The organism is Halomonas sp. YLB-10, from assembly GCF_003856855.1.
Taxonomy (GTDB): Bacteria; Pseudomonadota; Gammaproteobacteria; order Pseudomonadales; family Halomonadaceae; genus Halomonas; species Halomonas litopenaei.
In genome coordinates this window covers 84,965-110,013 of the sequence record NZ_RRCU01000006.1, presented here as the reverse complement: position 1 = coordinate 110,013, position 25,049 = coordinate 84,965, and the positions used below count along the sequence as shown (strand labels likewise).

General features: G+C 63.5%; 20 protein-coding genes. 13 read left to right on the top strand and 7 right to left on the bottom strand.

What is annotated here, in order from left to right; genetic code table 11:
* Window positions 1–61 precede the first annotated feature (61 nt).
* From cydB to EBB56_RS14480, 3 genes are all read right to left on the bottom strand, one after another.
* A complete protein-coding gene (cydB, locus tag EBB56_RS14490; protein WP_108133771.1) occupies window positions 62–1,060 on the bottom strand; it encodes a cytochrome d ubiquinol oxidase subunit II in 999 nt (332 codons plus the stop codon).
* Between the two features lie 4 nt (window positions 1,061–1,064).
* Entirely contained in the window at window positions 1,065–2,474 is a 1,410-nt protein-coding gene (locus EBB56_RS14485; RefSeq protein WP_108133772.1) for a cytochrome ubiquinol oxidase subunit I, read from the bottom strand.
* A gap of 306 nt (window positions 2,475–2,780) precedes the next feature.
* Window positions 2,781–3,770: a calcium/sodium antiporter gene (locus EBB56_RS14480; RefSeq protein WP_108133773.1), complete on the bottom strand. Its 990-nt coding sequence runs from the start codon at window positions 3,768–3,770 to the stop codon at window positions 2,781–2,783.
* A gap of 170 nt (window positions 3,771–3,940) precedes the next feature.
* Here EBB56_RS14480 and EBB56_RS14475 point away from each other — a divergent pair, with 170 nt between their 5' ends.
* From EBB56_RS14475 to EBB56_RS14435, 9 genes are all read left to right on the top strand, one after another.
* The gene (locus EBB56_RS14475) at window positions 3,941–5,380 is read left to right on the top strand and encodes a paraquat-inducible protein A (RefSeq protein ID WP_071211148.1); all 1,440 of its coding nucleotides are present in this window, start codon (window positions 3,941–3,943) and stop codon (window positions 5,378–5,380) included.
* A complete protein-coding gene (pqiB, locus tag EBB56_RS14470) occupies window positions 5,377–7,065 on the top strand; it encodes an intermembrane transport protein PqiB (protein ID WP_108133774.1) in 1,689 nt (562 codons plus the stop codon). The genes EBB56_RS14475 and pqiB overlap by 4 nt, the downstream gene beginning before the upstream one ends.
* 82 nt (window positions 7,066–7,147) lie before the next feature.
* A complete protein-coding gene (locus EBB56_RS14465) occupies window positions 7,148–7,729 on the top strand; it encodes a membrane integrity-associated transporter subunit PqiC (protein ID WP_124804685.1) in 582 nt (193 codons plus the stop codon).
* 218 nt (window positions 7,730–7,947) lie between these two features.
* Window positions 7,948–9,294, top strand: coding sequence for a DEAD/DEAH box helicase (locus EBB56_RS14460; protein ID WP_124804684.1), 1,347 nt, complete (start codon window positions 7,948–7,950; stop codon window positions 9,292–9,294).
* 119 nt (window positions 9,295–9,413) lie between these two features.
* Window positions 9,414–9,914, top strand: coding sequence for a hypothetical protein (locus tag EBB56_RS14455; protein WP_045994329.1), 501 nt, complete (start codon window positions 9,414–9,416; stop codon window positions 9,912–9,914).
* Window positions 9,915–9,996: 82 nt separating this feature from the next.
* Window positions 9,997–11,226, top strand: a complete 1,230-nt coding sequence (locus EBB56_RS14450; RefSeq protein WP_260425372.1) for an MFS transporter — start codon at window positions 9,997–9,999, stop codon at window positions 11,224–11,226.
* A gap of 43 nt (window positions 11,227–11,269) precedes the next feature.
* Complete coding sequence (locus tag EBB56_RS14445) at window positions 11,270–12,316, top strand: asparaginase (protein WP_124804683.1); 1,047 nt, start codon at window positions 11,270–11,272, stop codon at window positions 12,314–12,316.
* Between the two features lie 98 nt (window positions 12,317–12,414).
* Window positions 12,415–12,651, top strand: a complete 237-nt coding sequence (locus EBB56_RS14440; RefSeq protein ID WP_045994332.1) for a DUF2789 domain-containing protein — start codon at window positions 12,415–12,417, stop codon at window positions 12,649–12,651.
* A gap of 310 nt (window positions 12,652–12,961) precedes the next feature.
* Window positions 12,962–14,467, top strand: a complete 1,506-nt coding sequence (locus EBB56_RS14435; protein ID WP_124804682.1) for a diguanylate cyclase — start codon at window positions 12,962–12,964, stop codon at window positions 14,465–14,467.
* A 63-nt stretch (window positions 14,468–14,530) separates the two neighbouring features.
* Here the strand turns inward: EBB56_RS14435 and EBB56_RS14430 are convergent, their stop codons facing one another.
* Both EBB56_RS14430 and yegQ read right to left on the bottom strand, forming a co-directional pair.
* A complete protein-coding gene (locus tag EBB56_RS14430; protein WP_045990888.1) occupies window positions 14,531–14,941 on the bottom strand; it encodes an SRPBCC family protein in 411 nt (136 codons plus the stop codon).
* Between the two features lie 98 nt (window positions 14,942–15,039).
* Window positions 15,040–16,356, bottom strand: coding sequence for a tRNA 5-hydroxyuridine modification protein YegQ (gene yegQ / locus EBB56_RS14425; RefSeq protein WP_124804681.1), 1,317 nt, complete (start codon window positions 16,354–16,356; stop codon window positions 15,040–15,042).
* 257 nt (window positions 16,357–16,613) lie between these two features.
* Between yegQ and queC the strand changes: the two genes are divergently transcribed.
* The 4 genes from queC (at window position 16,614) to EBB56_RS14405 (ending at window position 19,253) form a co-directional block, all read left to right on the top strand.
* A complete protein-coding gene (gene queC / locus EBB56_RS14420) occupies window positions 16,614–17,345 on the top strand; it encodes a 7-cyano-7-deazaguanine synthase QueC (protein ID WP_124804680.1) in 732 nt (243 codons plus the stop codon).
* Entirely contained in the window at window positions 17,338–17,991 is a 654-nt protein-coding gene (gene queE / locus EBB56_RS14415; RefSeq protein WP_124804679.1) for a 7-carboxy-7-deazaguanine synthase, read from the top strand. The genes queC and queE overlap by 8 nt, the downstream gene beginning before the upstream one ends.
* Window positions 17,991–18,836 carry a 6-carboxytetrahydropterin synthase gene (locus EBB56_RS14410; RefSeq protein ID WP_124804678.1) on the top strand — a complete coding sequence of 282 codons (846 nt, stop codon included), beginning with the start codon at window positions 17,991–17,993 and terminating at the stop codon, window positions 18,834–18,836. Before queE ends, EBB56_RS14410 begins: the two co-directional genes overlap by 1 nt.
* A 111-nt stretch (window positions 18,837–18,947) precedes the next feature.
* Window positions 18,948–19,253 (top strand): YkgJ family cysteine cluster protein, encoded by a 306-nt coding sequence (locus EBB56_RS14405; protein WP_124804677.1) that lies wholly within the window; start codon window positions 18,948–18,950, stop codon window positions 19,251–19,253.
* A gap of 222 nt (window positions 19,254–19,475) precedes the next feature.
* On the opposite strand, the gene EBB56_RS14400 is transcribed toward EBB56_RS14405, so the two are convergent.
* Both EBB56_RS14400 and EBB56_RS14395 read right to left on the bottom strand, forming a co-directional pair.
* A complete protein-coding gene (locus EBB56_RS14400; RefSeq protein WP_185696450.1) occupies window positions 19,476–20,204 on the bottom strand; it encodes a type I secretion C-terminal target domain-containing protein in 729 nt (242 codons plus the stop codon).
* Window positions 20,170–25,023, bottom strand: coding sequence for a retention module-containing protein (locus tag EBB56_RS14395; RefSeq protein WP_124804675.1), 4,854 nt, complete (start codon window positions 25,021–25,023; stop codon window positions 20,170–20,172). Before EBB56_RS14395 ends, EBB56_RS14400 begins: the two co-directional genes overlap by 35 nt.
* Window positions 25,024–25,049 lie beyond the last annotated feature (26 nt).

Below are 25,049 nucleotides of genomic sequence, written 5' to 3'. Positions count from 1 at the left end.
CTCAGAACGAGACGACTCAGAACGAGACGACTCAGGACGAGACGACTCAGCACCAGACGACTTAGTGATAGCCGCCCCCTCTTACCTTGCCGCGGAACACCCAGTAGGACCAGGCGGTGTAGCCCAGTACCACCGGGATCACGAACAGCACCCCGAGCAGCAGAAACAGCTGGCTCTCCGGAGCCGAGGCGGCATCCCACAGGGTGATGTCCGGCGGGATCAGGTAGGGCCACTTGCTGGCCACCAGCCCCAGGTAGGTGAAGAAGAACAGTCCCAGGGTAGCCACGAACGGCTGGCCCTCACGGCGACGGGCCACCGAACGCCACACCATGGCGGCGCACAGCAACGCCAGTGCCGGGAACACCCAGAACAGTGTCAGGTGGCCGAACCAGCGCTCACGCACGAAGTCGTCGACGAACGGCGTCCAGATACTGATCACGGCAAAGCCCGCCAGCACCAGTCCCAGCAGCCTGGGCGTGATGCGGTAGGCCCATTCCTGCACCTGCCCCTCGGACTTCAAAATCGTCCAGGTCGCCCCCAGCAGCGCATAGCCCGCCATCAGTGCAAGGCCAGTGATCACGGTGAAAGGCGTCAGCCAGTCGAAAGGACCGCCCACGTAGACATTGTTGGCGACCTCGAAGCCCTCGATGTAGGCGCCGACCACGACCCCCTGACAGAAGGTGGCGACCATCGAGCCCCAGCAGAAGGCGCGGTTCCACCAGTGACGATTACGAACCGACTTGAAGCGGAACTCGAAGGCGATGCCACGGAAGATCAGGCCGGCCAACATCAGGAAGACCCCAAGATAGAGCGCCGGCAGCAGGATGGTGTAGACCAGCGGAAAGGCCGCCAGAAGTCCCGCCCCGCCGAGCACCAGCCAGGTCTCGTTACCGTCCCATATCGGCGCTACCGAGTTCATCATCACATCCCGGGCGTGCTCGTCCGGGGCGAAGGGGTAGAGGATACCCACCCCGAGATCGAAGCCATCCATCAGGATGTACATCATCACGCCGAACCCGATGATCAGGGCCCAGATGGCAGAAAGGTTGATCAATTCCATGTCATCAACTCCCGAACTGGCGGCCGGCGTCGGCCTCGAGGGTGGCGTGGGCGGCGGACAGCGGTCGCTTGGCCGTCTCGACCTCGTCGTCGTGGGGCTCCTCGGCCAGCATGCCCTGGCGCACCACCCGGGTGAGGTAGTAGCCCCCGGTCAGGAACACCACCGCGTAGACCAGCACATAGCCGATCAGGGTAGCGAGCACCATCCAGCCACTGAGCGACGGCGTCACCCCCTCGGCCTGGGTCATCATGCCGTACACCAGCCAGGGCGCGCGGCCCGCTTCGGTGACAAACCAGCCACCCAGCACCGCGATAAAGGGCGCCACGCTCATGAGTCTCAGCGTCTGCAGGAAGGGGCGGCTCTTGTACAGGCGACCGCCACGGCGCAACCACAGGCCGGTGAAGGCCACAGCGATCATCAGCATGCCCATGCCGACCATGGCGCGGAATGACCAGAACACGAACCACACCGGTGGTTGCTCCTCTACCGGGACCTCCTTGAGCCCGGGTACCTCGCCGTCCAGGTCATGGGTCAGGATCAGGCTGGCCAGGCGCGGAATGCCGATCTCGAAGTGATTTTCCTGGGCCTCCTTGTCCGGCCAGGCGAACAGCAGCAGGGGCACCCCGGACTGGGTCTCCCAGTTGGCCTCCATCGCCGCCACCTTGGTCGGCTGATGCTCAAGCGTATTGAGACCATGGGCGTCGCCGACCACCGCCTGTACCGGCGCCAGCACCAGCAACAGCCACATGCACATGGACAGGGCCTTGCGGTTGGCCTCGACGTCGCGACCGATCAGCAGATACCAGGCGCTGACGCCGGCCACCACGAAGCCGCCGGTCAGGAAGGAAGCCAGCGCCATGTGGGCAAAGCGATAAGGGAAGGAGGCATTGAACATGGCCTCGCCCCAACTGGTGACGCTGAAGTGGCCGTCGATCATTTCCACCCCGGCGGGGGTCTGCATCCAGCTATTGGTGGACAGGATCCAGAAGGCCGAGATGAAGGTGCCCACCGCGACCATGATGGCGGCGAACAGGTGAACCCCCTCGGCCACCTTGCCACGTCCAAACAGCAACACCCCGAGGAAGCCGGCTTCCAGGAAGAAGGCGGTGACCACTTCATAGCTCAGCATGGGGCCGAGGAAATTGGACGTCGCCTGACTGAAGTTGCTCCAGTTGGTTCCGAACTGGAAGGCCATGACGATCCCGGAGACCACGCCCATGCCGAAGACCACGGCGAAGACCTTGACCCAGAAGGCGGCCAGTCGATCCCAGGCGGGATTGCCGGTCTTGTAGAAGAGTCCATGCAGGACAGCGACATAGGACGCCAGCCCTATGGTAAAGACGGGGAAGATGGCGTGGAAGGATACGACGAAGGCGAACTGTATACGTGACAGAAGCACGGGATCCAGTTCCATGAGCGACTCCTCGAGGCAGGGATAACCGACGGCACCGCCCTGCCTCGGGAACACAACCCGACCCTGGCAGGACAGCATCGAACCCGAGCGGAATCGAGTCGATAGAGCGCAGCCTTGCTCGGCTAGCCTGGCAATCTATCTATGCACAATCATGCATCTTCGATCCCGCTTGCCCTCAGCATAGAGGTCCCGCAGGCCTCTGTCCCATGGCCAATTGTCGCACGCACCCATGGCCGATCACCTACCCGCTTGTCAGCCCACCTCCCTTGCCTTTGCCGTGACAAGGGAACGTAGCCAGGTGTCAGGTCAGGACTGCCCCAGCACCAGCGATACCAGATAGGCGGTGTAGGCCAGGTAGACGGCAACCAGGACGCCACCCTCGAACCGATTGATGCGCCCCGCCCGGCCCTTCCAGCCCAACGCGAACACCGCCATCATCAGGGTCATGGCGGTCATCAGCGACCAGTCTCGCATCAGCACCTCACGCCCGGCCTCGATCGGCGCGATGACGGCGGCCAGCCCCACCACCCCCAGGGTGTTGAACAGGTTGGAGCCGACCACGTTGCCCAGCACCAGATCATGCTCCTTGCGACGCAGGGCACTGATGGACGAGGCCAGTTCCGGCAGCGATGTGCCGATGGCGACCACGGTCAGCCCGATGATGACGTCGGACACCCCGAGTCCCTGGGCGATATCCACCGCGCCCCACACCAGCAGCCGGGAACTGACGACCAGCAGGGCCAGGCCCAGCACGGTAAGGAAGATGCCCTTGCCCAGCGACATGGGATGAGCATCGAGTTCCTGCACGGTATCGGTGGCCAGGGCGTCCGCCCTGGCGGCGGCTTCCTCGCGCCGGCTCTGGATCACGCTTGCGACCATGAACACCAGCAGCGCCAGCAGCAGCAGCGCGCCCTCCAGCCGGGAGATAAGCCCGCCCCACATCATCAACGCCGACACCAGGGTGGCGGCACCGAGCACCGGCAATTCGCGCCGAATCACCGATGAATGCACCGCCAGCGGGGAGATCAGCGCCACCAGCCCCAGGATCAGGCCGATGTTGGCGATATTCGAGCCATAGGCGTTACCGAGTGCCAGCCCCGGGTTGCCCTGTGCCGCAGACAGCGCCGACACCGTCAATTCCGGTGCCGAGGTGCCGAAGCCGATCACCAGCATGCCCACCAGCAAGGGCGACAGTCCCAGCCGCGCAGCGGTGGCCGCGGCGCCCTCGACAAAGCGTTCGGCGCTCCACACCAGCACCACCAGGCCACCCAGAACCGCCAAAACGGGAAGCAACATGTCAACTCCTCACCCATGATATCGGTCGCATCTTTGTCTATGGTGTCACCCACGTCAACGTGCCACACTATTTAATTCGCAGGATCAGCTTGTTAAGCCATCAGCGCCTGATTCGCGACGAAATGCAGACGAACAGAACCCTCTTTCAAGACCGGAGTCCCCCTACCACTGTGACGACCCCCGTACGTGGCCCCCTGGAACGGATCCGCAACGCCTCCGTCACCCAGCATCCTCCCCCCGAGGTGCGCATCAGGTCGCGCCGGCGCCTGCGTGCCTGTCACGAGTGCGACTGGATCATGGCGCTGCCGCCGCTGCGTCCCGGTGAAGAAGCGGACTGTGTCCGCTGTGGTCACGACCTGGTCAAGCGTCATGCCTTCCCCGCCCAGCGCAGCCTGGCGCTGTCGCTGGCATCGCTGGTGGCATTGGCGCTGGCCCTGTCCTTTCCGTTTATCGGCTTCAGTACGCGTGGCGTCGGCAACGAAATAGAAGTGGCCCAGACCGCCACCCAGATGCTCGAGCACCACCAGCCCATCGTCGCCATGGTGGTGCTGATGTCGATCATCGTGTTGCCGGCGATCTATCTGCTGACGGTGGTGTGGCTGCAGATCAGCCTGATGCTGCCCCGCCGTCTGCCCTATAGCCGCACCCTGGCCCGTGGACTTTCCCACATCGCGCCATGGCTGATGGCCGACGTCTTTATCGTCGGCACCATGGTGGCGCTGATCAAGGTGGCAGGACTTGCCGAAATTTCCCTCGGACCGTCGTTCTGGGCCTTTATCGCCTACGCCATCCTGCTGCTGGCGACGACCCTGTCACTGGACAAGGACTGGCTGTGGTTCTCGCTCAGCGGCGAGCCGCTGGCACCGGAGGGCACGCGCACCGGCGAGACCGCGGCTTCCCAGGGGCTCACCGGCTGCCCCACCTGCGGGCTGATCAACTGCCTGGACAGCGAGGGCCATGGCCGTTGCGTGCGCTGCAGCGAGAAGCTGCACGCCCGCCGGCCGCGCAGCCTGCAGACCACCTGGGCGCTGCTGTTCACCGCCGCAGTGCTCTATATCCCCGCCAATGTCTATCCCATCATGTACACCACCAGCCTAGGCAGCTCCGACCCGCAGACCATCATCGGCGGTGTCATCTACCTGGTCAGCCACGGTTCCTGGCCGGTGGCGCTGGTGATCTTCGTGGCCAGCGTCATCGTGCCCATCGGTAAGCTGCTGGCGCTGGTCTGGCTGTGCCTGGTGGCGCCGCGGGCACCGGGCATGCGCTCGGTGGTGCGAGCGCGGCTCTACCGATTGACCGAACTGATCGGACGCTGGTCGATGGTCGACGTCTTCGTGGTAGCCATCCTGGTGGCCCTGATCCGCGCCGGTGCGCTGATGTCGATCGATCCTGGCCCCGCTGCGCTGGCCTTCGGTGGCGTGGTGATCATCACCATGCTGGCGGCCATGAGTTTTGAGCCTCGCCTGCTGTGGGACGGCAGCGAGGATCCCTGCAACCCGATGGACTCCCCGGATAATGACGGGTTGCACGGCGACCACTCGGGCCTGGCGTCCGACGCCGCCCCTTCACCCCATCGCACTGCGCCGGATGAACAAGGAAGCACACCATGAGTGACGCCGATAAGCGCCACCCCGACAACCCGCCAGCGCCGTCCAGCAAGGACATGCACCGCGCCGCGCCGACCCAGCAGAAACGGCTGTCGCCGGTGTGGATCGTGCCCTTTGTGGCACTGCTGATCGGCGCCTGGCTGGTCTACGACAACTACGCCAGCCGCGGCCCCCAGATCGCGCTGCACCTGCCATCCGCCGACGGCATCGAGGCCGGCAAGACGTTGATCAAGACCCGTAACGTGGAGGTCGGCAAGGTCACCTCGGTAGCACTCAGCGACGATCTCTCCGGCGTCGAGATCACCGCTCAGATGGAACCCCAGGCCGAGAAGATGCTGGTCGAGGACACCCATTTCTGGGTGGTCAAGCCGCGCATCGGGCGCGAGGGTATCAGCGGACTCGGCACCGTTCTCTCCGGTGCCTATATCCAGCTCGAGCCGGGTCAGAGCGAGGTGGATGCCCGTGAATTCGACGTCAGCGACCAGCCTCCGGTGGCACCACCTGGCGCCCAGGGGCTGCGCCTCAACCTGGTCAGCCAGGTCGGCAACTCGCTCAGCGTCGGCGACGCCGTCACCTTCCAGGGGGTCAGCGTCGGACGGGTCGAGGAGGCCGACTTCGATGTCTCCACCCAGAGCATGCACCACCGCATCTTCATCGAGAGCCCCTACGACACCCTGGTCACCGAGAACACCCGCTTCTGGGCCACCAGCGGCATCGACGTGCGCTTCGGTTCCGACGGTTTTCAGGTGCAGGTCGAGTCGCTGGAAGCGCTGCTCGGCGGCGGCGTCACCTTTGGCGTGCCCGACGATGTTCCCGCCGGCAAGGAGGCGGAAGAGGACGCCTCCTACGAACTCTATGCCGATGAGGAGGCCGCCCGCCAGGGTACCTTCAATCGCTATCTCGAGTACGTGCTGCTCAACGAAGATACGGTACGCGGCCTGTCCCGCGGAGCCCCGGTGGAATTCCGTGGCGTGCGCATCGGTACCGTGGCAGCCGTCCCCTGGAACTTCACCTCGCCCCAGCCGGAAAACCGCGACAAGCTGGCCATCCCGGTGCTGATCCGCATCGAACCCCAGCGTCTGGGCATCGGCGCCAATGAGCTGGATCTGCAGGAGTGGCGTGAGCGCTTCGACCGGCTGTTCGAGCGTGGCCTGCGCGCGACCCTCAAGAGCGGCAGCCTGTTGACCGGGGCGCTGTTCGTCGACCTCAAGATCGACGAAGAGCTGCAGGGCCAGTATCTGGCCGAGACCTTCGCCGACCGCCCGGTGTTCCCCACCGCCTCGGCTGGCCTTGCCCAGATCCAGGCCCAGGTCACCGCCCTGCTCGACAAGCTCAACCGCCTCGAGATCGAGCCTATCCTGTCGGGACTCGACCGCAACCTTCAGGTCTCAGAGGCGATGCTGACTCAGGCCCGCTCACTGGTGCAGAGCATGAACAGTCTGCTCGACAACCCCGAGACCCAGGGCTTGCCCGGCAACCTCAACCAGACCCTGGTCGAGCTGCGCCGCACCCTCGACGGGCTGTCGCCGGAATCCAGCGTCTACCAGGACCTGACCCGCACCCTGAACGAGGTCGAACGTCTGGTGCGTGACCTGCAGCCGGCCGCTCGCAAGATCAGCGACGATCCCCGCGCGCTGCTGTTCGACAGCATCCAGACCGAGGACCCGATCCCGCGGGCACCGCGCTGATCGCCTCCCGCCCGAGTCTGCGGACTCGGGCGGGATAGACGGAAGCATCGACAACACTGACCTCACCGGAAAGGAGTTCTCCATGAGGCCGATACATCGCCTGTGTGTTCCCCTGCTGGCGCTGTGGCTGGGCGGCTGCGCCAGCGGCACCGCCCCCATGAACCACTATGTGCTGCCCTCGGATGCAGGCAGCAGCGATGCCCGGGTCCCCAGCGCCGACGAAACGCCGTTGCTGGTGTCCACACCCAGGCTCGCCAACTACCTCGAGGCCGAAGGCATCGTCCTTCAACTCGACGACATCTCGCTGAACGAGGCCAAGTCCCACCAATGGGCGGCACCGCTGGCACAGCAACTCGAACGCGGCCTACGCGACCGCCTGGAGGCCAGACTGCCTGGACGCCGGGTGCTCCTGTCCGGCGACAGCGGCAACGCCCTGACGCTGGAATTGAGCGTCGACCGCTTCCAGGGCCACTATGACGGCTACGCCGTGGCCTCGGGCCAGTGGCTGTTGCGTGACAGCCAGCGCCAGGTGGTGGACAGCGACAGCTTCGAGGCCACCGAGTCGCTGGACAGCGACGGCTATTCGGCACTGGTACGGGCGCTGGGGCGCACCTGGGATCAGGTGGCCGATGATATCGCCGCCCGGGTCCGTGTCGCTCCCTGAGCGTCTCGACAACGCCTCCGCGCCCCTCATCAAGGTTCTGCCGGCCCGACTTCTTTTCACCCCCGCCGATGCGCCGGGCCGGCAAATCTGGCATCATGCCCGCAACGGTGACGGGGGTCCCCCGCTAGAGCGGTCACCGAATTTTTCCCCACGCCTTGTCCGGGACCGACGCCATCAGAACGGTGGCGTCCAGCGAGTGCGTGCGTGCTGGAGTTTGCATGAGTTTTTCCGATCTCGGCCTGCGTGCCGAATTGCTTCGCGCCGTCACGGCGCAAGGCTATGACACCCCGACTCCGATTCAGCGTCAGGCCATCCCCGCGGTACTCAAGGGTGGTGACCTGCTGGCCAGTGCCCAGACCGGCACCGGCAAGACAGCGGGCTTTACCCTGCCGATGCTGCAGCGCCTGGCCGATGGCCCTCGCCCCTCCAAGCGCCAGGTCCGTGCCCTGGTGCTCACGCCCACCCGTGAACTCGCCGCCCAGGTCGGCGAGAGCGTGCGCGACTACGGTCAGCACCTGTCACTGCGTCACCACGTGATCTTCGGTGGCGTCGGACAACAGCCCCAGATCGACGCCCTGCGGCCCGGTCTCGATGTGTTGGTGGCAACGCCTGGCCGCCTGCTCGACCTGCACCAGCAGGGCCACGTGGATCTGTCGAGCGTCGAGATCCTGGTGCTCGACGAAGCCGACCGCATGCTCGACATGGGCTTTATCCACGACATCCGCCGTGTGCTGAAGCTGTTGCCCGAGAAGCGTCAGAACCTGCTGTTCTCGGCGACCTTCTCCAGCGAGATCCAGGCGCTGGCCGACAAGCTGCTCGACCGCCCGGAGATGATCGAGGTCGCACGCCGCAATACCACCGCCGAGACCGTCGACCAGGCCGTCTACCGAGTGGACCGGGAACGCAAGCGCGAGCTGCTGTCACACCTGATCACTAGCCAACGCTGGTTCCAGGTGCTGGTGTTCACTCGCACCAAGCACGGCGCCAACCGCCTGGCCGAGCACCTCGACAAGCGCGACATCTCTGCCATGGCGATCCACGGCAACAAGAGCCAGTCAGCCCGTACCCGCGCCCTGGCGGCGTTCAAGGCCGGCGAGCTGCAGGTTCTGGTGGCCACCGACATCGCCGCCCGTGGTCTCGACATCGACGAACTGCCCCACGTGGTCAACTTCGAGCTGCCCAACGTCGCCGAGGACTACGTCCACCGCATCGGTCGTACCGGCCGTGCCGGCAACGAAGGCCAGGCCATCTCGCTGGTGTGCGTCGATGAACATGGCTTGCTGAAGAACATCGAGCGCATGATCAAGCGTGACCTCGAGAAGCGCATCGAACCGGGCTTCGAGCCCGACCCCAACGCCAAGCCGGAGCCCATCGAGAACGGCCGCAACAAGCGCGGTGGTGGTCAGCGCCGCAGCCAGGGTGGCAACAATAGCTCCCAGCGCGGCAACGGACGACGTGGTGACGGTGGCGGTGGCGGCGGCAATGCCCGCAACGGCAATGGCGAGCAGCCTGCACGTCGCAGGCGCAGGCGCTCCGGCCAGGGCAACCGCCAGGGACAGGCATAAGCTCGAGCATCGGCTCAGGCATAGCCCTGAGCGTCGGTGCAGGCAGAGCCCCGAGCGGCTGGACAAGAGCAATCCGGGGGGCGGCTTGCCGCCCCCTTCCATCTCAGCAGGACAGCGATATGGCATCTCCAGAACTGATCAAGGAATATCGCCGCTTCCGGGCCTTCCAGAAGCAGGCGCAACTCGACAACGAGCATCGCGGCGCCCAGACCAAGATCGACGAGGCGCGGGTCAGTGCCGCTCGCATGACCGAGGCCTACCGCAGCATGGCAGAGAAAGGCGCCGAGCAGGGGGCCTGCTATCGCACCCTCTACCTGCGCGACCATGACGGCGTGGCACTGACCTGCGAAGGCTGGATGTTCGTGCGTCGCGTGCTGGCCGAAGGCGGTGCCACTCGCGTACGCGCCAGCCTGCTCGAGACCTTCCGCCTGGAGAATGGCCAGTGCGCCCCCGGCGACACCCCGGTCGAAAAGATCACCCTGGAGATCTACGACCAGCTACTGGTCGACAAGGGCATGGCCACCGCCGTGCGCATCGATGGCGTCGACGGCGATCGCCACAGCCAGTTCCTGACCTTCAATGATCAGGTGCGTGGCGATCTGCGTCGCTTCCTGAAATAACCGTACAGGCCGCCGTCCGCGGGGCCTGCGCCTCCGGCGGCGCGCCTTCCCCGCTGCGGTGGTCCACCCGCTGGAGCCCCCGATGAAGGTCACGTCCCTGCCCTGGCGCTTTCTGGTGCTGATGGTACTGGTCGGCCTCAACCTGAGACCGGCACTCTCTTCGCTTGCCCCGCTGCTCGCCCGTGTGCAGCAGGATACCGGCCTGTCCCCCAGCGCCATCGGTGCCCTGACCACCCTGCCGGTGCTGTGCCTGGGTCTGTTCGCTCCGCTGGCGCCCCGCCTGTCGCGCCAGTACGGCCCGGAACGCGCCTTGTCGCTGGGTCTGGTGGTCATCACCAGCGGTCTGCTGCTGCGCTGGCAGGGAAGTCCCCTCGCGCTCTACGCCGGCACCCTGCTGGTGGGTGCCGGTATCGGTGTATCGGGGGCCCTGCTACCGGCGCTGGTCAAGCGCGAGCTGCCCCGGGGCGCCGACCTGATGACCGGGGTCTACACCATGGCCCTGTGTCTGGGTGGCGCCCTGGGCGCCGGCCTGGCGATTCCCCTGAGCGACCTGCTGGGTGGCTGGACACGCAGTCTGGCGGCCTGGTCGCTGCTGGCCATGGCAGCGCTGATCGCCTGGGAGCTTTACATGCCGCGCACCGCCGCTACCTCGCGGATGGCGGGTGACCCCGGCACCGGCATGACCCGTGGCCTGCTACGCCAGCCCCTGGCCTGGCAGGTGGCGCTATTGATGGGCACCCAATCGTCGCTGGCCTACATCGTCTTCGGCTGGCTGCCGACGCTGTTGATGCAGCGCGGCATCGGCGAGGCCGAGGCCGGCCTGTTGATGGGCATGTCGGTGATGGTCCAGCTGATTTCTGCGCTACTGGCACCCTGGCTGGCCCGCTTCGGTCGCGATCAGCGCCCGGCGCTGCTGCTGGTCCTTGCCAGCACCGCCAGTGGCCTGTGGATCCTGCTGATGGCCGACACCTCCCTGCGCTACCTCGGCGCACTACTGCTGGGGCTCGGCCAGGGCGGCAACTTCTCCCTGGCGCTGACCCTGATCGTGCTGCGCAGCGCCGATTCGCGTCTGGCAGGCCGCCTGTCCGGACTGGCCCAGGGTGGCGGCTATGCCCTGGCCGCCCTGGGCCCCTTGAGCGTCGGTATCATGCTTGACCTGCAGGCACCGATCACCGCCATCGCCTGGCTGTTGATGGGGATCGCCGCCGCCGCCGCCAGCTTCGCCTGGTTCGCCGGTCGTCAGCGTCAGCTCTGCTTCGACGCCGACGATAACGTCATCACCCGCTGCGCGCCTCGCCGAGGCTCACGCTGATACTGTCACTCGTGTCTTCACTCCTTGTGCAGGAAGCCCACCCATGACCCACTCACCCCTGGACCCGGTGCTGGTGATCTACGCCGGCGGCACCATCGGCATGATCGACACCCCCTCAGGCCTCGCCCCCGGCCCCGACATGGAAGCCCGGGTGCGCGACGCCCTGGCCACACTACCCGACGATCGCAGGACCGCTCTGCCACCCTTTACCTGGATCGAGGTCGACCAACCCATCGACTCCAGCGGCGCCCGTCCCGAGGACTGGGCCCGGCTGGCCGCGCTTGTCGCCGAGCAGGCCAATCGCCATCGCGGCGTGGTCGTGCTGCACGGCACCGACACCCTGGCCTGGACCGCCTCGAGCCTGGCCTACCAGCTTCAGGGCATCGATCGCCCGGTGGTGGTGACCGGCTCCATGGCGCCGCTGGCCCAGCAGCACAGTGACGCCCTGTACAATCTCGAGAGCGCGCTGCGCTACGCCGCCATGCCTGAATTGCAGGAAGTGGCGGTGAGCTTTGGCGACAAGCTGCTGCGGGGCAGCCGGGCTCGCAAGTGGCACACTCGCGAGCCGGATGCCTTCGAAAGCCCCAACCTTGACCTGCTGGGGAAGCGCCACGGCAACGACTTCCGGCTGCATCGCGAGCACAGCCTCGAGGCTACGCAGCGCGGCGCACCCCGCTACGAGCTCGGCGACTATCATGGCCTGGGAGAGCAGGTGGTGCGGGTGGTCCTGTGGCCGGGCATTCAACCCTGGCAGCTGGCGGCCTGGCTGGGTGATGACCGCGTCAAGGGCGCCCTGATCGAGGTGTGGGGCGGCGGCAATGTACCTGACGACCCCGAGCTTGGCGCCGTGCTGGCAGAGGCCAGTGGCCAGGGCAAGCTACTGGTCGCGATCAGCCAATGCCCACACGGCACCATCGACATCGGACACTACGCTGCCGGCAAGATGCTGGCCGACGCCGAGGTGGTATCCGGCGACGACATGACCCCTGAGTCGGCCTATACCAAACTGGTGCATCTGCTGTCGCTGCCCCTCTCGCAGGAACAGAGACGTCGGCTGTTTCGAACTCCGCTGGTCGGAGAACGAGGTTGACATCACACAGGTCACGGAGCAATTTTATGCTCTATTGACACTCAAGGGGCGATGATGGAGTAAGGTTAGGGAGTCCCCGTCATGACAAGGAGTTGCTCATGGAACACCCGGATCACCCCTTCAGCGAGTTGTTTGAACAGCTGGGCCTGGCATCCGAGCCGGAAGCCATCAAACGATTCATCGATCGCAACTCGCCGATTCCGGAGGGGGTCGAACTGCCCGATGCGGCCTGCTGGAACGAGGGACAGTCGGAATTTCTGCGCGAAGCCATCGAGGCCGATGCCGACTGGGCCGAGGTGGTCGATCATCTGGACGCTTCACTGCGCAAACCCTAGGGCTTGTGCGAAAAGTGCTTGTGCGAAAAGTGCCTGCGCTCGGAAATACGGCGTTAAAAATCGGGTCAAGATGCTCATTTACACCTCGTAAACTGCGCTTTCTCACCGATTTTTGCCTTGTCTAACCATCGCTCGTCAACTTTTCGTATAAAGCCTGGGGCTCGTCTGAAAAGTAGCTGCGCTCGTCGACTCTTCGGACAAGTCCTTTACAAGCTGCGCGAGCCGCTGATGTCGGCGGCTCGCGCCACTATCAGGCCGATGGATCGGCCCTGACACCAATCGCACAACGACAATCGATGGCCTTTTCGACGTGACCTGTCTTCCCCCTGATATCGAAGCGCGGCTCGAGCCCGCCACGCGTCTTCCCTCTCTGCCTGCCGTGGTGTCCGAGCTGCTGGTACTGGCGAGCAATCACGACGCGCCGCTGACCGACTTCGCGACCCTGCTGTCCCGTGACCCGGCCCTGTGCCTGCAGCTGCTGCGGCTGGCCAACAGCCCCTACTATCGCCGCGGTTGCGATCCCGTCATCTGCTGCGAGCACGCGGTGACACGCCTCGGTATCGATGGCACCCTCACCGCGCTTTTGGGTTTCACCCTGGTGCGCGACGCGACCCGCGGCCCCCTGGCCGACTATTGGCGACGCACCCTCGCAGCCGCGCACTTGATTCCGGCCATCGCCAAGGTGGTAAATCCCCGCCATCCGGGCGAATTGTCGACGCGCGCCCTGCTACGCGAGGTCGGGGTACTGCTGCTGTACGCATTGGACCCGAACTACTTCGAGCTGACCGCCCAGGCCGCCACCCGCGAACAGCGCCTGGCTCTGGAACACCGGCATCTTGGCTGCGACCGCGACCAGGCGTCGAGCTGGCTGGCACGGCGCTGGCAGCTGCCCACCAACCTGTTCCTTCAGCGCCCTCTCGAGCCGGAAGGCCAGCGTCACCACGAATGGCTCGACGGCCTTTGCCTGGAGCTCGCCGACGAACTGGCCGGATGCTGTCTGGACGACAACAGCGACGCCATCCCCGCCGTGCTTCATCGTTTTCAGCAACGCATGAACATGGACGGCAATGCCCAGGCACGTCTTGTCGATGAACTCGCGAGTCGCCTTGAGACCTTGCCGGATTTTCTCGCCACCTCGCTGTCGGCAGATGAGGATATCGAACGCCTGCTGGTCGCCGGCAAGCAGCGCCTGCATGGGCTGACCATGAGCCTGGCCGAGCGGTTGCACCATCGTGAGGACCAGCTGATTTCGCTCCAACGCGACAATGAGGCGCTGGATGTGCGCGCCAGCACCGATGCCCTCACCGGTCTCGCCAATCGCGCCGCGCTGGAACGGCGCCTCGAGGAGATGCTCGAGGACGCCCATGCGCGAGACAAGCCTCTGTCGGTGCTATTTCTCGATCTGGATCACTTCAAGCCGCTCAACGACCGCTACGGCCACCGACTCGGCGACATCGTGCTGGTCAATGTCGCCGCTACCCTGCGTGACGCCATCCGTGAGTCGGACCTGGCGGCCCGCTACGGCGGAGAGGAGTTCGTCATCGCCCTGCGGAACACGCCGGAGCCAGGAGCTTTGCGGGTCGCGCAGCGGCTACAGCAGTGGCTTGCCGAGCAGCCGATGGCCCAGGTCGACCAGCGCCCCCTTTACGTCAGCGCCTCCATCGGCATCGCCCAATGGCAGCCCGGCATGGACAGCATCGACGCAGCGTCGCTGGTGGAAAAGGCGGACCTGCAGATGTACCAGGCCAAGCAGGCCGGCCGTGCCCGCATCAGTCAAGCTCAACAACTGCAGGAGCGCGCCGGGGAAACACCCTGAAGCAGCACTTGATCAGAACAAGATCTCTGCCAGACGCCGCGGCAGTAGACGCCAAGGCACTCGCTAGAGACGCGCCTCGACCCGCTCCAGGATCTGGGCGCTGACCTTGGCGACCAGCGGGCGAGCCGCGCGATTGACCGCCTTGGCGACCAGCCGATTGCGGATCTGGTAGTCGACGATCAGGCTGACCGCGGTACCTTCATCGACCGCTTCGAGTTCATAGCGGCCCTGATTGCGCACACCGTCGATCGACTCCCAGGCCAGTCGGCTGGGTGGCGACTTCTCGGTCACCTGCACCTCGAAGGTCCAGTCCATGCCGACCGCGTGGACATGCCAGCGATAGCGATCGTCCCCGAGCGGCTCGATCTCGGTGATCAGATCCGAATAGTCGGCGAAATCCTCGACCTTTTCGAGCAGGGCGAAGACGCGCTCGGGAGGCGCGGGAAGCGTGGCGCTGTGTTCGATGGTGGGCATGGCCAGACCGACTCCTTGCCTGAGGGATGCTCCAAGGTAAGGCTGCTACGGAGCCTAGCATCCCGGTTCCCCAGGCCCTTGTAAAGACGTGCCTATCATCAGGCTGACGGCAGGTCCCGCAGCAACAGAGCGAACTCGAACTCGTCGGGCGACGGCGACTCCCCCGGCAGCTTGACCCTTACCCGGTGACCGTCCCCGGGCGCCACCTTCAGCGCGCTGCCGTTGCCCGCCTCCATCGCCTCAAGGGTGAAACGACGGTTGCCGGAGGGCAGCATCAGCTCGAGGCGATCGCCGACCTCGAAGCGGTTCTTGACCTCGATATCCAGCCAACCTGATGGCGCTTGTCCCAGGATCTGGCCGACGAACTGCTGGTGAACGCCCACCGAGTGCCCACGCTCGTAATTCTGGTACTCGTCGTGGACGTGGCGTCGGTAGAAGCCTTCGGTATACCCCCGGTTGGCCAGGTTTTCGAGCTCATCCATCAGCCCGATGTCGAAGGGGCGCCCGGCCACGGCGTCATCGATGGCACGACGATAGACCTGGGCGGTACGTGCTACATAGTAGGGCGACTTGGTTCGCCCTTCTATCTTCAGCGAACTGACCCCCATCTCGGTGAGCCTCGCCACGTGCTGAACGGCGCGCAGATCCTTGGAATTCATGATGTAGCTACCGTGCTCGTCCTCGAACACCGGCATCAGTTCGCCAGGCCGCTGTGGGTCCTCGATCAGCGCCGAGCGCTCCTCCCGGCCCTGTGCCACGTCCTGCGCCGGGATCAGGTCGCCACAGGCGTCAGTGCCGGCCGGGTGGGTCCGGTAGTTCCAGCGACAGGCGTTGGTACAGGTGCCCTGGTTGGGGTCGCGCCGGTTGAAGTAGCCCGACAGCAGACAGCGCCCGGAATAGGCGATGCACAGGGCACCGTGAACGAACGTCTCGATCTCCAGGGTCGGGCACTCGGCACGGATCTCGGCGATTTCCTCAAGCGACAGCTCTCGCGACAGGATCACCCGGGAGATCCCCTGGGACTGCCAGAAGCGAGCCGCCGCGTGATTGACCACGTTGGCCTGCACCGACAGATGGATCACCTGGTCAGGCCAACGCTCACGCACCATCATGATCAAGCCAGGGTCGGACATGATCAGCGCATCCGGCCCCGCCTCGACGATCGGTGCCATGTCCTTCAGGTAGGTCCTGAGCTTGGCATTGTGCGGAGCGATATTGGAAGCCACGTAGAAGCGCTTGCCACGCGCCTGGGCCTCAGCGATGCCTCGGGTCAGGTTGTCGAGGCCGAAGTCATTGTTGCGTACACGCAGTGAGTAGCGCGGCTGACCGGCATAGACCGCATCGGCGCCATAGGCGAAGGCGAAGCGCATATGCCGGTAGGTGCCGGCCGGTGACAGTAGTTCAGGGGCATTCATCCAGGCGTCTCTCTCGTGGGCCGGGCTTGGTCCGGGCTTGTGCCGGGCATGGTTCGGGATTAAACCGGGCAGACAGCAGTAAACCGCGCAGCCTGCCACAACCGCGAGCAACGGACGTTGACAAGGAGCAAGTCGCCGGCATCAACGCCGCACTGGTGTTGCCGTCCGGCTTTCGTTACCCTTGTCGCGCCGGACCGGACCCCGGCCGCTGGCGATTCTTGTCGCCACCCCAAATTCTCCGAATCGAGACCCCCTTCATGAGCACGACTTCCCGCTCCACCGTGGTGATCTACTCCGGTGGCATGGACTCTTTCACCGTACTTCATCGCGCCTTGCACGAAGGCCTCGAAGTTCACGCCCTGTCATTCGACTATGGCCAGCGCCACGCCCGCGAACTCGAGGTGGCCCGCCATGTCTGTCAGGAGTTGAAGATCCCTCATCAGGTCGTCGACATCACCGCCATTCATGGCCTGATCGACAACTCTGCGCTGACCGACGCCAATCGCAAGATCCCTGGCGGTGACTACGCCGAAGACAACCTCGCCGCCACCGTGGTCCCCAATCGCAACATGGTGCTGCTGTCGCTGGCCATCGCCAAGGCGGTGAATATCGGCGCCAGTCGCGTCGACTACGGCGCCCACGGCGGTGACCACGTGCTCTATCCGGATTGTCGTCCCGAGTTTGTCGAGCAGATGAATGCGGTGGCCGCCATCGCCAATTTCTCGCCGGTAGAGATCCACGCACCCTATCTACGGTCCAGCAAGAGCGAGATTCTGGCCGACGGACTGTCCATGGGACTGAACTACCGCGACACCTGGACCTGTTACGAGGGCCGGCGCCTGGCCTGTGGCCGCTGCGGCAGCTGTCTGGAGCGGCTCGCCGCCTTCGCCGACCAGGGTGTCGAAGATCCGTTGGCCTACGCCGCCAATACCCGGCAGGAGCCGGCGATTGCACAGGCAGACCAGAGCGGAGCGCACCAGGATGTATAGCGTCAAGGAAGCCTTCTATACCCTTCAGGGAGAAGGCGTACAGGCCGGCCGCGCCAGCGTCTTCTGTCGCTTTGCCGGCTGCAATCTCTGGTCGGGTCGCGAGCAGGACCGCGCCAGCGCCCAGTGTCGCTTCTGCGACACCGACTTCGTCGGCACCGATGGTCAGAACGGCGGACGCTTTGCCACCGCCGACGCCCTGGCCGAGCACATCACCCGCTTGTGGCCACACCCCCACGAGGGTGTCACGCCCTACGTCGTGTTCACCGGTGGCGAGCCCCTGCTGCAGCTGGATGCCGCCTTGATCGACGCGGTGCACGCTGCCGGCTTCGAGATTGGCGTGGAGACCAACGGTACTCTGGCCGCGCCGGACGGTATCGACTGGCTATGTGTCAGCCCCAAGGGCAATGCGCCGCTGGTGCAGACCCGCGGTGACGAGCTGAAGCTCGTCCATCCCCAGACCGACGCCCCGCCGGAACGTTTCGAGGGGCTCGACTTCGACCATTTTCTGCTGCAGCCGATGGACACCTCCGGGCTGATGGCCAGCGACGCTCGCAAGGAGCCACTCTGTGCCACGGTAGAGCACTGCATGGCGCATCCACGCTGGCGGCTGTCGCTGCAGACCCACAAGATCGCGGGAATCGACTGATGGCACTCTTTGTACGACGACTGACACATCTCGACGTGTCGCTTTGGTGTCCCGATCGTGGACTGATCGGCGCAAGCTGGCTGGTCGACGTCGAACTCGATGGAGAGCTCGGTGAAGACGGCATGCTGTTCGACTTCGGCGAGGTCAAACCCTGGATCAAAGCACGTCTCGACGGCGGCGCCGATCACACCCTGCTGGTGCCTACCGAAGCCCCTGGCGTCAGCGTCAGCGAATGTCGCGAAGGTATCTGCGTACGCACCACGACGCCATACGCGATGGAGGTGCGCGGGCCCCGCCAGGCCTTTACCCTGCTACCCTGGCGCAGAATCACCCCCGAGGCCATGGCCGAGCACCTGTCACGCCAGTTGATGCGCCAACCGCCCGAGCGGGTATCCAGCATCGAACTCAGCCTCGCCGATGAGTCCATCGATGGCGCCGCCTACACATACAGCCACGGCCTTCGCCGCCACGCCGGCAACTGCCAGCGTATCGCCCACGGCCACCGCTCGCGGCTGGAAATCGTTCAGCGCGGCGTGCGACAGCCGGAGCTCGAGCGCCGCTACGCCCGCTGGCTCGACGATACCTACCTGGTGGACGAACACGACCTGGAACAGCACCAGGGCGACATGCTGCAGTGCGGCTACCGCTCGCCCCAGGGCCTGTTTCACCTGCGCCTGCCCCGCGAGCGCTGTCATGTCCTGCCCGGCGCCACCACGGTGGAACGCATCGCCCAGTGGCTGGCGGCGACCGTCGCCCGAGACACCGGAGAGGACACCGCGGTGCGCGCCTATGAAGGCGTCGACAAGGGCGCCACGGCAAGAAGCCCCGGCGAACGATCTCGATAACGTCTCGATAACTTCTCGATAACTTCTCGATAGCATCTCGAGATCCGCAAGAGAGACCGACCACCGAGACAACCAAGCGCATTTGAAGAATGCCATGAGCCAACCAACGTCATGAGCGAACTGATCACCTCCTCCTCGCCGCAAGAGACCCGCACAGCGACCGGCGAACAGGGCTGCCGCCCCGGCTGCGGCGCCTGCTGCATTGCGCCGTCGATCAGCTCCCCGATTCCCGGCATGCCGGCGGGCAAGCCCGCCGGCATCCGCTGCGTGCAGCTCGACGACGACAACCTGTGCCGCCTGTTCGGCCGACCCGAGCGTCCGGCGGTGTGCGAGCGCTTCGACTACGATGCCGATATCTGTGGCAGCCATCGAGACCAGGCGCTGGCCAATATTGACGAACTCGAACGCCTGACCTGAGTCGGGCTTACTTGCGCCGAGTAGCCGTCGCTCAGCGTCTTCTGCACCGGTTGTCTATGTTCAGGCAACCCTCATTTCCGCGCTCCCTACTGACGCCCTCTCCACTGCCTCCTCATCAGTGATCCACCAACAAGAAAAGGCCGCGCCACCCAAAGGTGGCCCGGCACTCTTTATGACACTCCGGGCTGTATAAACCCCAACCCAGGTGGTGACGGCACTAAACTATTCCACGTCGAGCTGCCCGTTATTGCGCAGCATCGTCAGGAAGACCTCCGACGACTGACCCTCCATGCTGACACCGTCCAGGGTAATCTTCTGGTCGGCGTTGCTGTGCTGGACGTCGAGCCCGCCATCGCTCTTGATGTAGAGCACGGTGTCTCCGTTCTCCTCCTGGGCAAAGATAAAGCTGTCCAGCGCCGACTGATCGGGATCAGTACTCGTGGAGTCAAAGTCGTTGAGCAGATCCCCCAATGCCAGCTTATCGGCCTCTGGGTCCATGCTCAGAGCCGCATCCTTGACGTGGAAATCACTGACCGTATCGTGGGCGGGGTCCGTCGTACTACCGACATCACCCAGACTCCACTGGAAGGTGTCGGAACCGAGCCCACCAAGCAGAAGATCATCGCCAGCACCGCCAATCAGCACGTCGTCCCCGCTGCCCGCGAAGAGCTGATCGTTGCCTTTTCCACCATCGATGCGATCCTGACCACCGTCGTTACGGCTGTCACCCGACAGGGCTTCATAGTTGTCCTTGATAAAGGCCAATATCTCTTTCTGGGTCGGCTCTGTCCCGCTGTTCTGAGTGGTCAAGTAATCGACGAGCCCGGCGTAGCCACTACCCGCCTCACCACCGACACCCGCAGGGTCGATCTGATCACCGAACAGCACGTCATCACCCGCGCCACCGTCCAGGGTGTCACCGCCAAGGTCCGCTGGCTGATCGAATGACACCCCCCCCCTCCAGCGCCGTTGCAAACTCCTCGGCAGAATTGACGATGGCCACCTCACCAGCCGGTACAAGCTGGTCGTCCGTGTAGCTGTAAAGATCGAGTGAGATGTCATGAATAAGCAGTGAGAAGAAGTTCCCAGCAGCGTTTTCTACTTCGAACTGCAGCCTGTATGTTCCTCCTTTCAACCCATTTGCCATAAACTGAGTCGAGCTACTATTGATACTGCCCGACGGCGATATTGGCAGCGAGGTGGCAACAACATCCCAGTCGCCTTCCTCATTTTGCATTTCCAGCGACCAAGAGAATCTGTCGCTTGGATTCCCTTCCTTTTCGAAGTCGTTTGGGGTGTCGGTCACGTAGTCAAATGACAAGGTATAGAACTGGTTGGCACCAGCAGGCTCATCCAGGACGATAGCATCGCTGGTGGCGACAGTACTGCCATCGCCAGCACCACTGTCTCGAACGCGCAGATAGGTGCCGACCGGGGTTCTATCAATGGCTATGTGGCCATTGGTTGTCTCCACCGCCCAATTATCGATGGAAGCGAGTCTTCCCGTGTCCCCCGTGTCAAAAGTGGCAAGCATTTCGGTACTGCCTACCGAAGCCCCGGATTCCAGAGGAATCGGCACCATCTCCAACTCACCATCTGCCGTGTTGTCGAAAATCTTCAGAAAATCGCGACCTACATCATCACCTATCCCGATCGCTTCCACCCGACTGATGGCGGCCAGCGGTTTGTATCCTTCAAGCGCATTGGTAACATCCTTATAGGTGGTAATATTCCCCGCATCACTGACACCAACTTGACCGTTGTCATTGTGAGAATTAGGCTGACCATCCGTCATGAAGTAGGCAACGTTATTGAAACCGCTCCGACTAACATCCGTCATCCACTCAGTAGCGGTAACAAAGGCTTGCTCGAAATTGGTGCCAGAAATAATCGCTCTACTATCCAGAAAGTCATTGACGTCACCCAGATCTTCAGGTGAGAAATCATTGAATGCGATCGAAGGCGAATACTTCCCGCCGAACGCCACGATCTGGACATGGATTGTCCCCTCGAAATCGGCCAGCTCGGTAAGCTTGGCACGTATCGCCTCGATCGCCACCTTGAAGCGTGAATTGCCGTTTTCCAACACGGCGCCCATGCTTGGCGAAACATCCACGATAAAGGAAAGGTTATAGTCCTTGGCAGGTTCAAGCACGGCATGCTTCCCGCCAGCATCACCGAGAACCACATCATCACCACTCCCACCGGTGATGCTGTCATCGCCACCGCCTCCGACGAGTAGCTGGTCATCATCCGGCAGTGCCAGGGTCAGGGTGCCATCGACAGTGTCGCCGTCACCATCTGTTCCGGCCAGTGACAAGGACAGCGCCGGATCTTTCTCCGCCTCGGAATAGGCGAAGTCGCCGACCGAAAATGGCCTTGTGCCGTCCAAGCCACGAAACTCGATCGCTTCAAAGGCCTCGCCGGTTGTAAGCACCAGCTGGGCATCGGCGGGAATGTTTCTCACATTGAGGGTGCCATCGGCGTTTTCCTCAATCGTCACCAACGAGGTGATATCCTTGCCGGCACCATTCACGAGGCGAACATCACTTTTCGCAAGTTCCAGCACGTGGCCGCTGACGGCAACCGGATGGCCACTGGTATCGGTACCATCTGGAGCCGAGGCAATCGCTTTGATCCCGACATCCGTCAACGTCCCGTTTTCCGCATTGATAAACTGGCTGAAGTGCGTAATGCCTCGGTGGTTATCCCAGCTTGGTGCGGTGTCAGAAAAACGCAGGTTATCAACGAAATCCAGGCGCACAGCTTCGTCTAGTCCCGTCAGGTCGTCGTGACCCGCGGCTAGTTGCGTATCCCCATCAGTTCGCAACCAGGAGGCCCAGGGTCCTCTATAGGTCCAGGCGGACGCCACGACATCGGCTGCTCCATCGGCACCATCAAAGGCGATAAAACGATGGCCCGACCCGGACCCATCGGTGCCATACTCACGCACTACGTGCTTGCTGCCTTCACTGATTTCCTTGCTGGCATCATCAAATGCCCTGACCCCCTCATCGATGACCTCTACCTCGTAGGTAGAGCCATCCGCCGACAGGCTCACCTTGAAGGCCACGCCGCCACTCGCGGCCTTCGCCTCCAACGTCTTGCCGTCGCCACTCAATTGGTAAGTCAGAACCTCGCCGTTCGACGTGAGCAGCGTCCCGCCATTGACACTCGTGACCTCGGTACCGTTCATTACGTCGCTGAATGTCACTTTACCAATGTCATCGGCACCCGCCTCGAAGCGAACCTCACCCGTCTGGCCAGATTTTAACTGCGCTTGCTCCGCCTCCCAGACAACAGGCGTATCATCGTCAATCAGCACCGACAGCGTGCCCTGGACCTCGCTGCCATCGGCATCGGTCACGGTGTAGCCGATGTCAAACGTCAGGTCGTTCTCGTCATCGCCCGCCGCATGCTCAAGCGCCTGGTGCAACGTCACCTTGTACTTGCCCTCGGCCTGATCGGCCATGGCGATGGTGATCACCGGTTCTTTTTCGGAGTTGCTATCGGTCACCGTCCCGGTGAGCGTGTGCCCATCAGGGCTGAGCTCAAAGCTCACCTCACGACCGTCCGCTGTCTTGAGGTCGTCGGGCAGACCAGCCAGGTTCCACTGGAAGGCGTTGCTATCGGCGGCGCCATCGTCGCCAAAGCGGTAGCCCAGCTCGCCTTTCACGACGGAGGCCTCTCCTGCCACATCGCCGGTACCTCCGGCGTTGCCACCAGCCAGTCCGTCTTCGTCGACGGTCGCCTTCGGGCTCTGGGTAGTCGGGTTGTCGCCATCTCCGGGAACGCTGGGGGTGGAGTCTTGCGCCACCTTCACCGTCAATGTCGAAGACGACTTGTCTCCGTCACCATCGGTGATGGTGTAGTCGATCACGGCGTCGCCTTCGAAGGCCCCTGCCGGAGTAAAGGTGATCTCACCGTTGGACGCGATGGCCACCGTACCGACGCCTTCCCCACCCCGGACCGAGGCCTTGGTCAGGATTGCGCCATCGTCGCCTTGGGTGTCGCTTGTGCCGTCATTATTGGTCAACACGTTGTAGGTTTTCGCCGTGTCTTCCGCCGTCTCGGTGGTGTCGGCGACCGCCTCTGGCGAGGTATCGAGGATGTTGATCTCCAGGTTGGCGCTCGTGCTATCGCCCTCGTTGTCGGTCACCGTCAGCGCAAAGCTGTCCAACACCGTGGCGTCACCGCTGTGATCTGCCCTCTCGCCACTCTCGGTGTAGGAGTAGGTGATCTTGCCGCTGGCCGCATCGTAATCGGTCACCGTGACGCTGCCGTGCTTGCCTTCCACCACAACGCTCTTGGGTGCCCCCGGACCAGTGCTCGCCCCAGTGATATCGACGGTCTTGCCACTCTGGTCGGCCAGGGTCACCTGCTTGATGCCGGCATCCGCCGCCACCGTCATGCTGCCAGTGACCGTGGCTCCGCTACCTTCCACCACGCTGTGATCGCCGGCCACCACCTCGGGACCGCTCGGATCACTGCCGTCTGACTCGTTGCCGTCTGGCTCGTTGCCCTCTGGCTCATTGCCGTCGGGAATCTCGATCGTCGGCACGTCGTCGTCGCTGCCGTTGATGGTGATCGTCAGCGTCGCGCTGCTGGTATCACCGTCGGCATCGGTGAGGGTGTAGCTGAAGGCTTCTTTCAGCGTCTGGTTGTCCTTCAACGCTTGAACGTCGGCGTTGTCAGGATCCACGCGGTAGCTCCAGCTACCGTCGTCATTGTGGATGAAGCTGCCATAGCTGGCGGAGGCGTTGCCGGTGAAACCATCAAAGGTCATGCTGTCGGCGCCGGCGCTGTCATTGTCGAGCACATTACCGCTGATGGCCGTCACCGCCTCTTCACCCAGTGCCGCGCTGTCATCGTTGGCGTCGGGGGCGGTATCGATGATATTGATGTCCAGACTCTCGCTGACAGTTTCACCGGTAGAATCGGTCACCACGATGTCAAAACGATCAAACACGCTACCGTCACCAGCCGCGTGGTTGGCAGCCAGTCCATTCTCGGTGTACTGGTAGGTAACGATTCCGCTTTCCGGATTAAAACCGGTAATGATTAACGTACCGTGCTCCCCTTCAAGCACCAGTGGACTCTCGTCGGAAGCACCTGCGATGTCTCGCCTACCAACACTGATCGATGCGACTCCAGCCGGCGCCGACACAGTAAAACGGCCGGCCAGAAACGCCTGACTGCCCTCGACGGCACTGTGGAACCCGGCAGTTGCCCCTCCATCACCGTCTTCAAACTCTATTGACGGAGCGCCCGAATCGGCATCGCTATCATCCATGTCATCAGCTATACCACCCACCTCCCCGTGCCCAGCCGATTCGACAATGAAAGGATCACCGAAGGAATAGGACTGTGAGCCAGAGGTTTCGGTAATTCTCATCAAACGTACAAAGTCAAACCCATCATGGCTTGCCCCCTCCCCACCACCCGCACTGGGCTCCTCGAGCGCTTCGAGAATGTCGGTGGAACCCTCAGCGATCAATTCCAACAGTTTCGAAACATCCTCCCGGCCCAAAAAGTCGACGGAGCTTGCATCGCCCTGTCCCTGCTCTTCGGGCAACGAAACCTGTTGGGCTCCTACGAGGAGGGCCGCGGGTCTACCATCATCGAACTGAAGAGCCACACGCGAACCCTCGGCAGTGACAATGATATCGCCGGCGTTCAGGCTATCTCCTTCTTCCAGAGCGATAACTTCACCATCCGGGCGTTTAGCCCAGGCCTTACCTTGCAGAGAAGTGACGACGACGTTTGTCACAGGCACATGGACCTCGCAATATTCGT

Coding starts and splice junctions, on each gene's coding strand:
- EBB56_RS14465 (WP_124804685.1), top strand. CDS start 7,148: ATGAGGCCGATACATCGCCTGTGTGTTCCCCTGCTGGCGCTGTGGCTG.
- queC (WP_124804680.1), top strand. CDS start 16,614: ATGAGCACGACTTCCCGCTCCACCGTGGTGATCTACTCCGGTGGCATG.
- EBB56_RS14440 (WP_045994332.1), top strand. CDS start 12,415: ATGGAACACCCGGATCACCCCTTCAGCGAGTTGTTTGAACAGCTGGGC.
- EBB56_RS14455 (WP_045994329.1), top strand. CDS start 9,414: ATGGCATCTCCAGAACTGATCAAGGAATATCGCCGCTTCCGGGCCTTC.
- cydB (WP_108133771.1), bottom strand. CDS start 1,060: ATGGAATTGATCAACCTTTCTGCCATCTGGGCCCTGATCATCGGGTTC.
- EBB56_RS14485 (WP_108133772.1), bottom strand. CDS start 2,474: ATGGAACTGGATCCCGTGCTTCTGTCACGTATACAGTTCGCCTTCGTC.
- EBB56_RS14410 (WP_124804678.1), top strand. CDS start 17,991: ATGGCACTCTTTGTACGACGACTGACACATCTCGACGTGTCGCTTTGG.
- pqiB (WP_108133774.1), top strand. CDS start 5,377: ATGAGTGACGCCGATAAGCGCCACCCCGACAACCCGCCAGCGCCGTCC.
- EBB56_RS14450 (WP_260425372.1), top strand. CDS start 9,997: ATGAAGGTCACGTCCCTGCCCTGGCGCTTTCTGGTGCTGATGGTACTG.
- yegQ (WP_124804681.1), bottom strand. CDS start 16,356: ATGAATGCCCCTGAACTACTGTCACCGGCCGGCACCTACCGGCATATG.
- EBB56_RS14480 (WP_108133773.1), bottom strand. CDS start 3,770: ATGTTGCTTCCCGTTTTGGCGGTTCTGGGTGGCCTGGTGGTGCTGGTG.
- EBB56_RS14430 (WP_045990888.1), bottom strand. CDS start 14,941: ATGCCCACCATCGAACACAGCGCCACGCTTCCCGCGCCTCCCGAGCGC.
- queE (WP_124804679.1), top strand. CDS start 17,338: ATGTATAGCGTCAAGGAAGCCTTCTATACCCTTCAGGGAGAAGGCGTA.
- EBB56_RS14445 (WP_124804683.1), top strand. CDS start 11,270: ATGACCCACTCACCCCTGGACCCGGTGCTGGTGATCTACGCCGGCGGC.
- EBB56_RS14405 (WP_124804677.1), top strand. CDS start 18,948: ATGAGCGAACTGATCACCTCCTCCTCGCCGCAAGAGACCCGCACAGCG.
- EBB56_RS14460 (WP_124804684.1), top strand. CDS start 7,948: ATGAGTTTTTCCGATCTCGGCCTGCGTGCCGAATTGCTTCGCGCCGTC.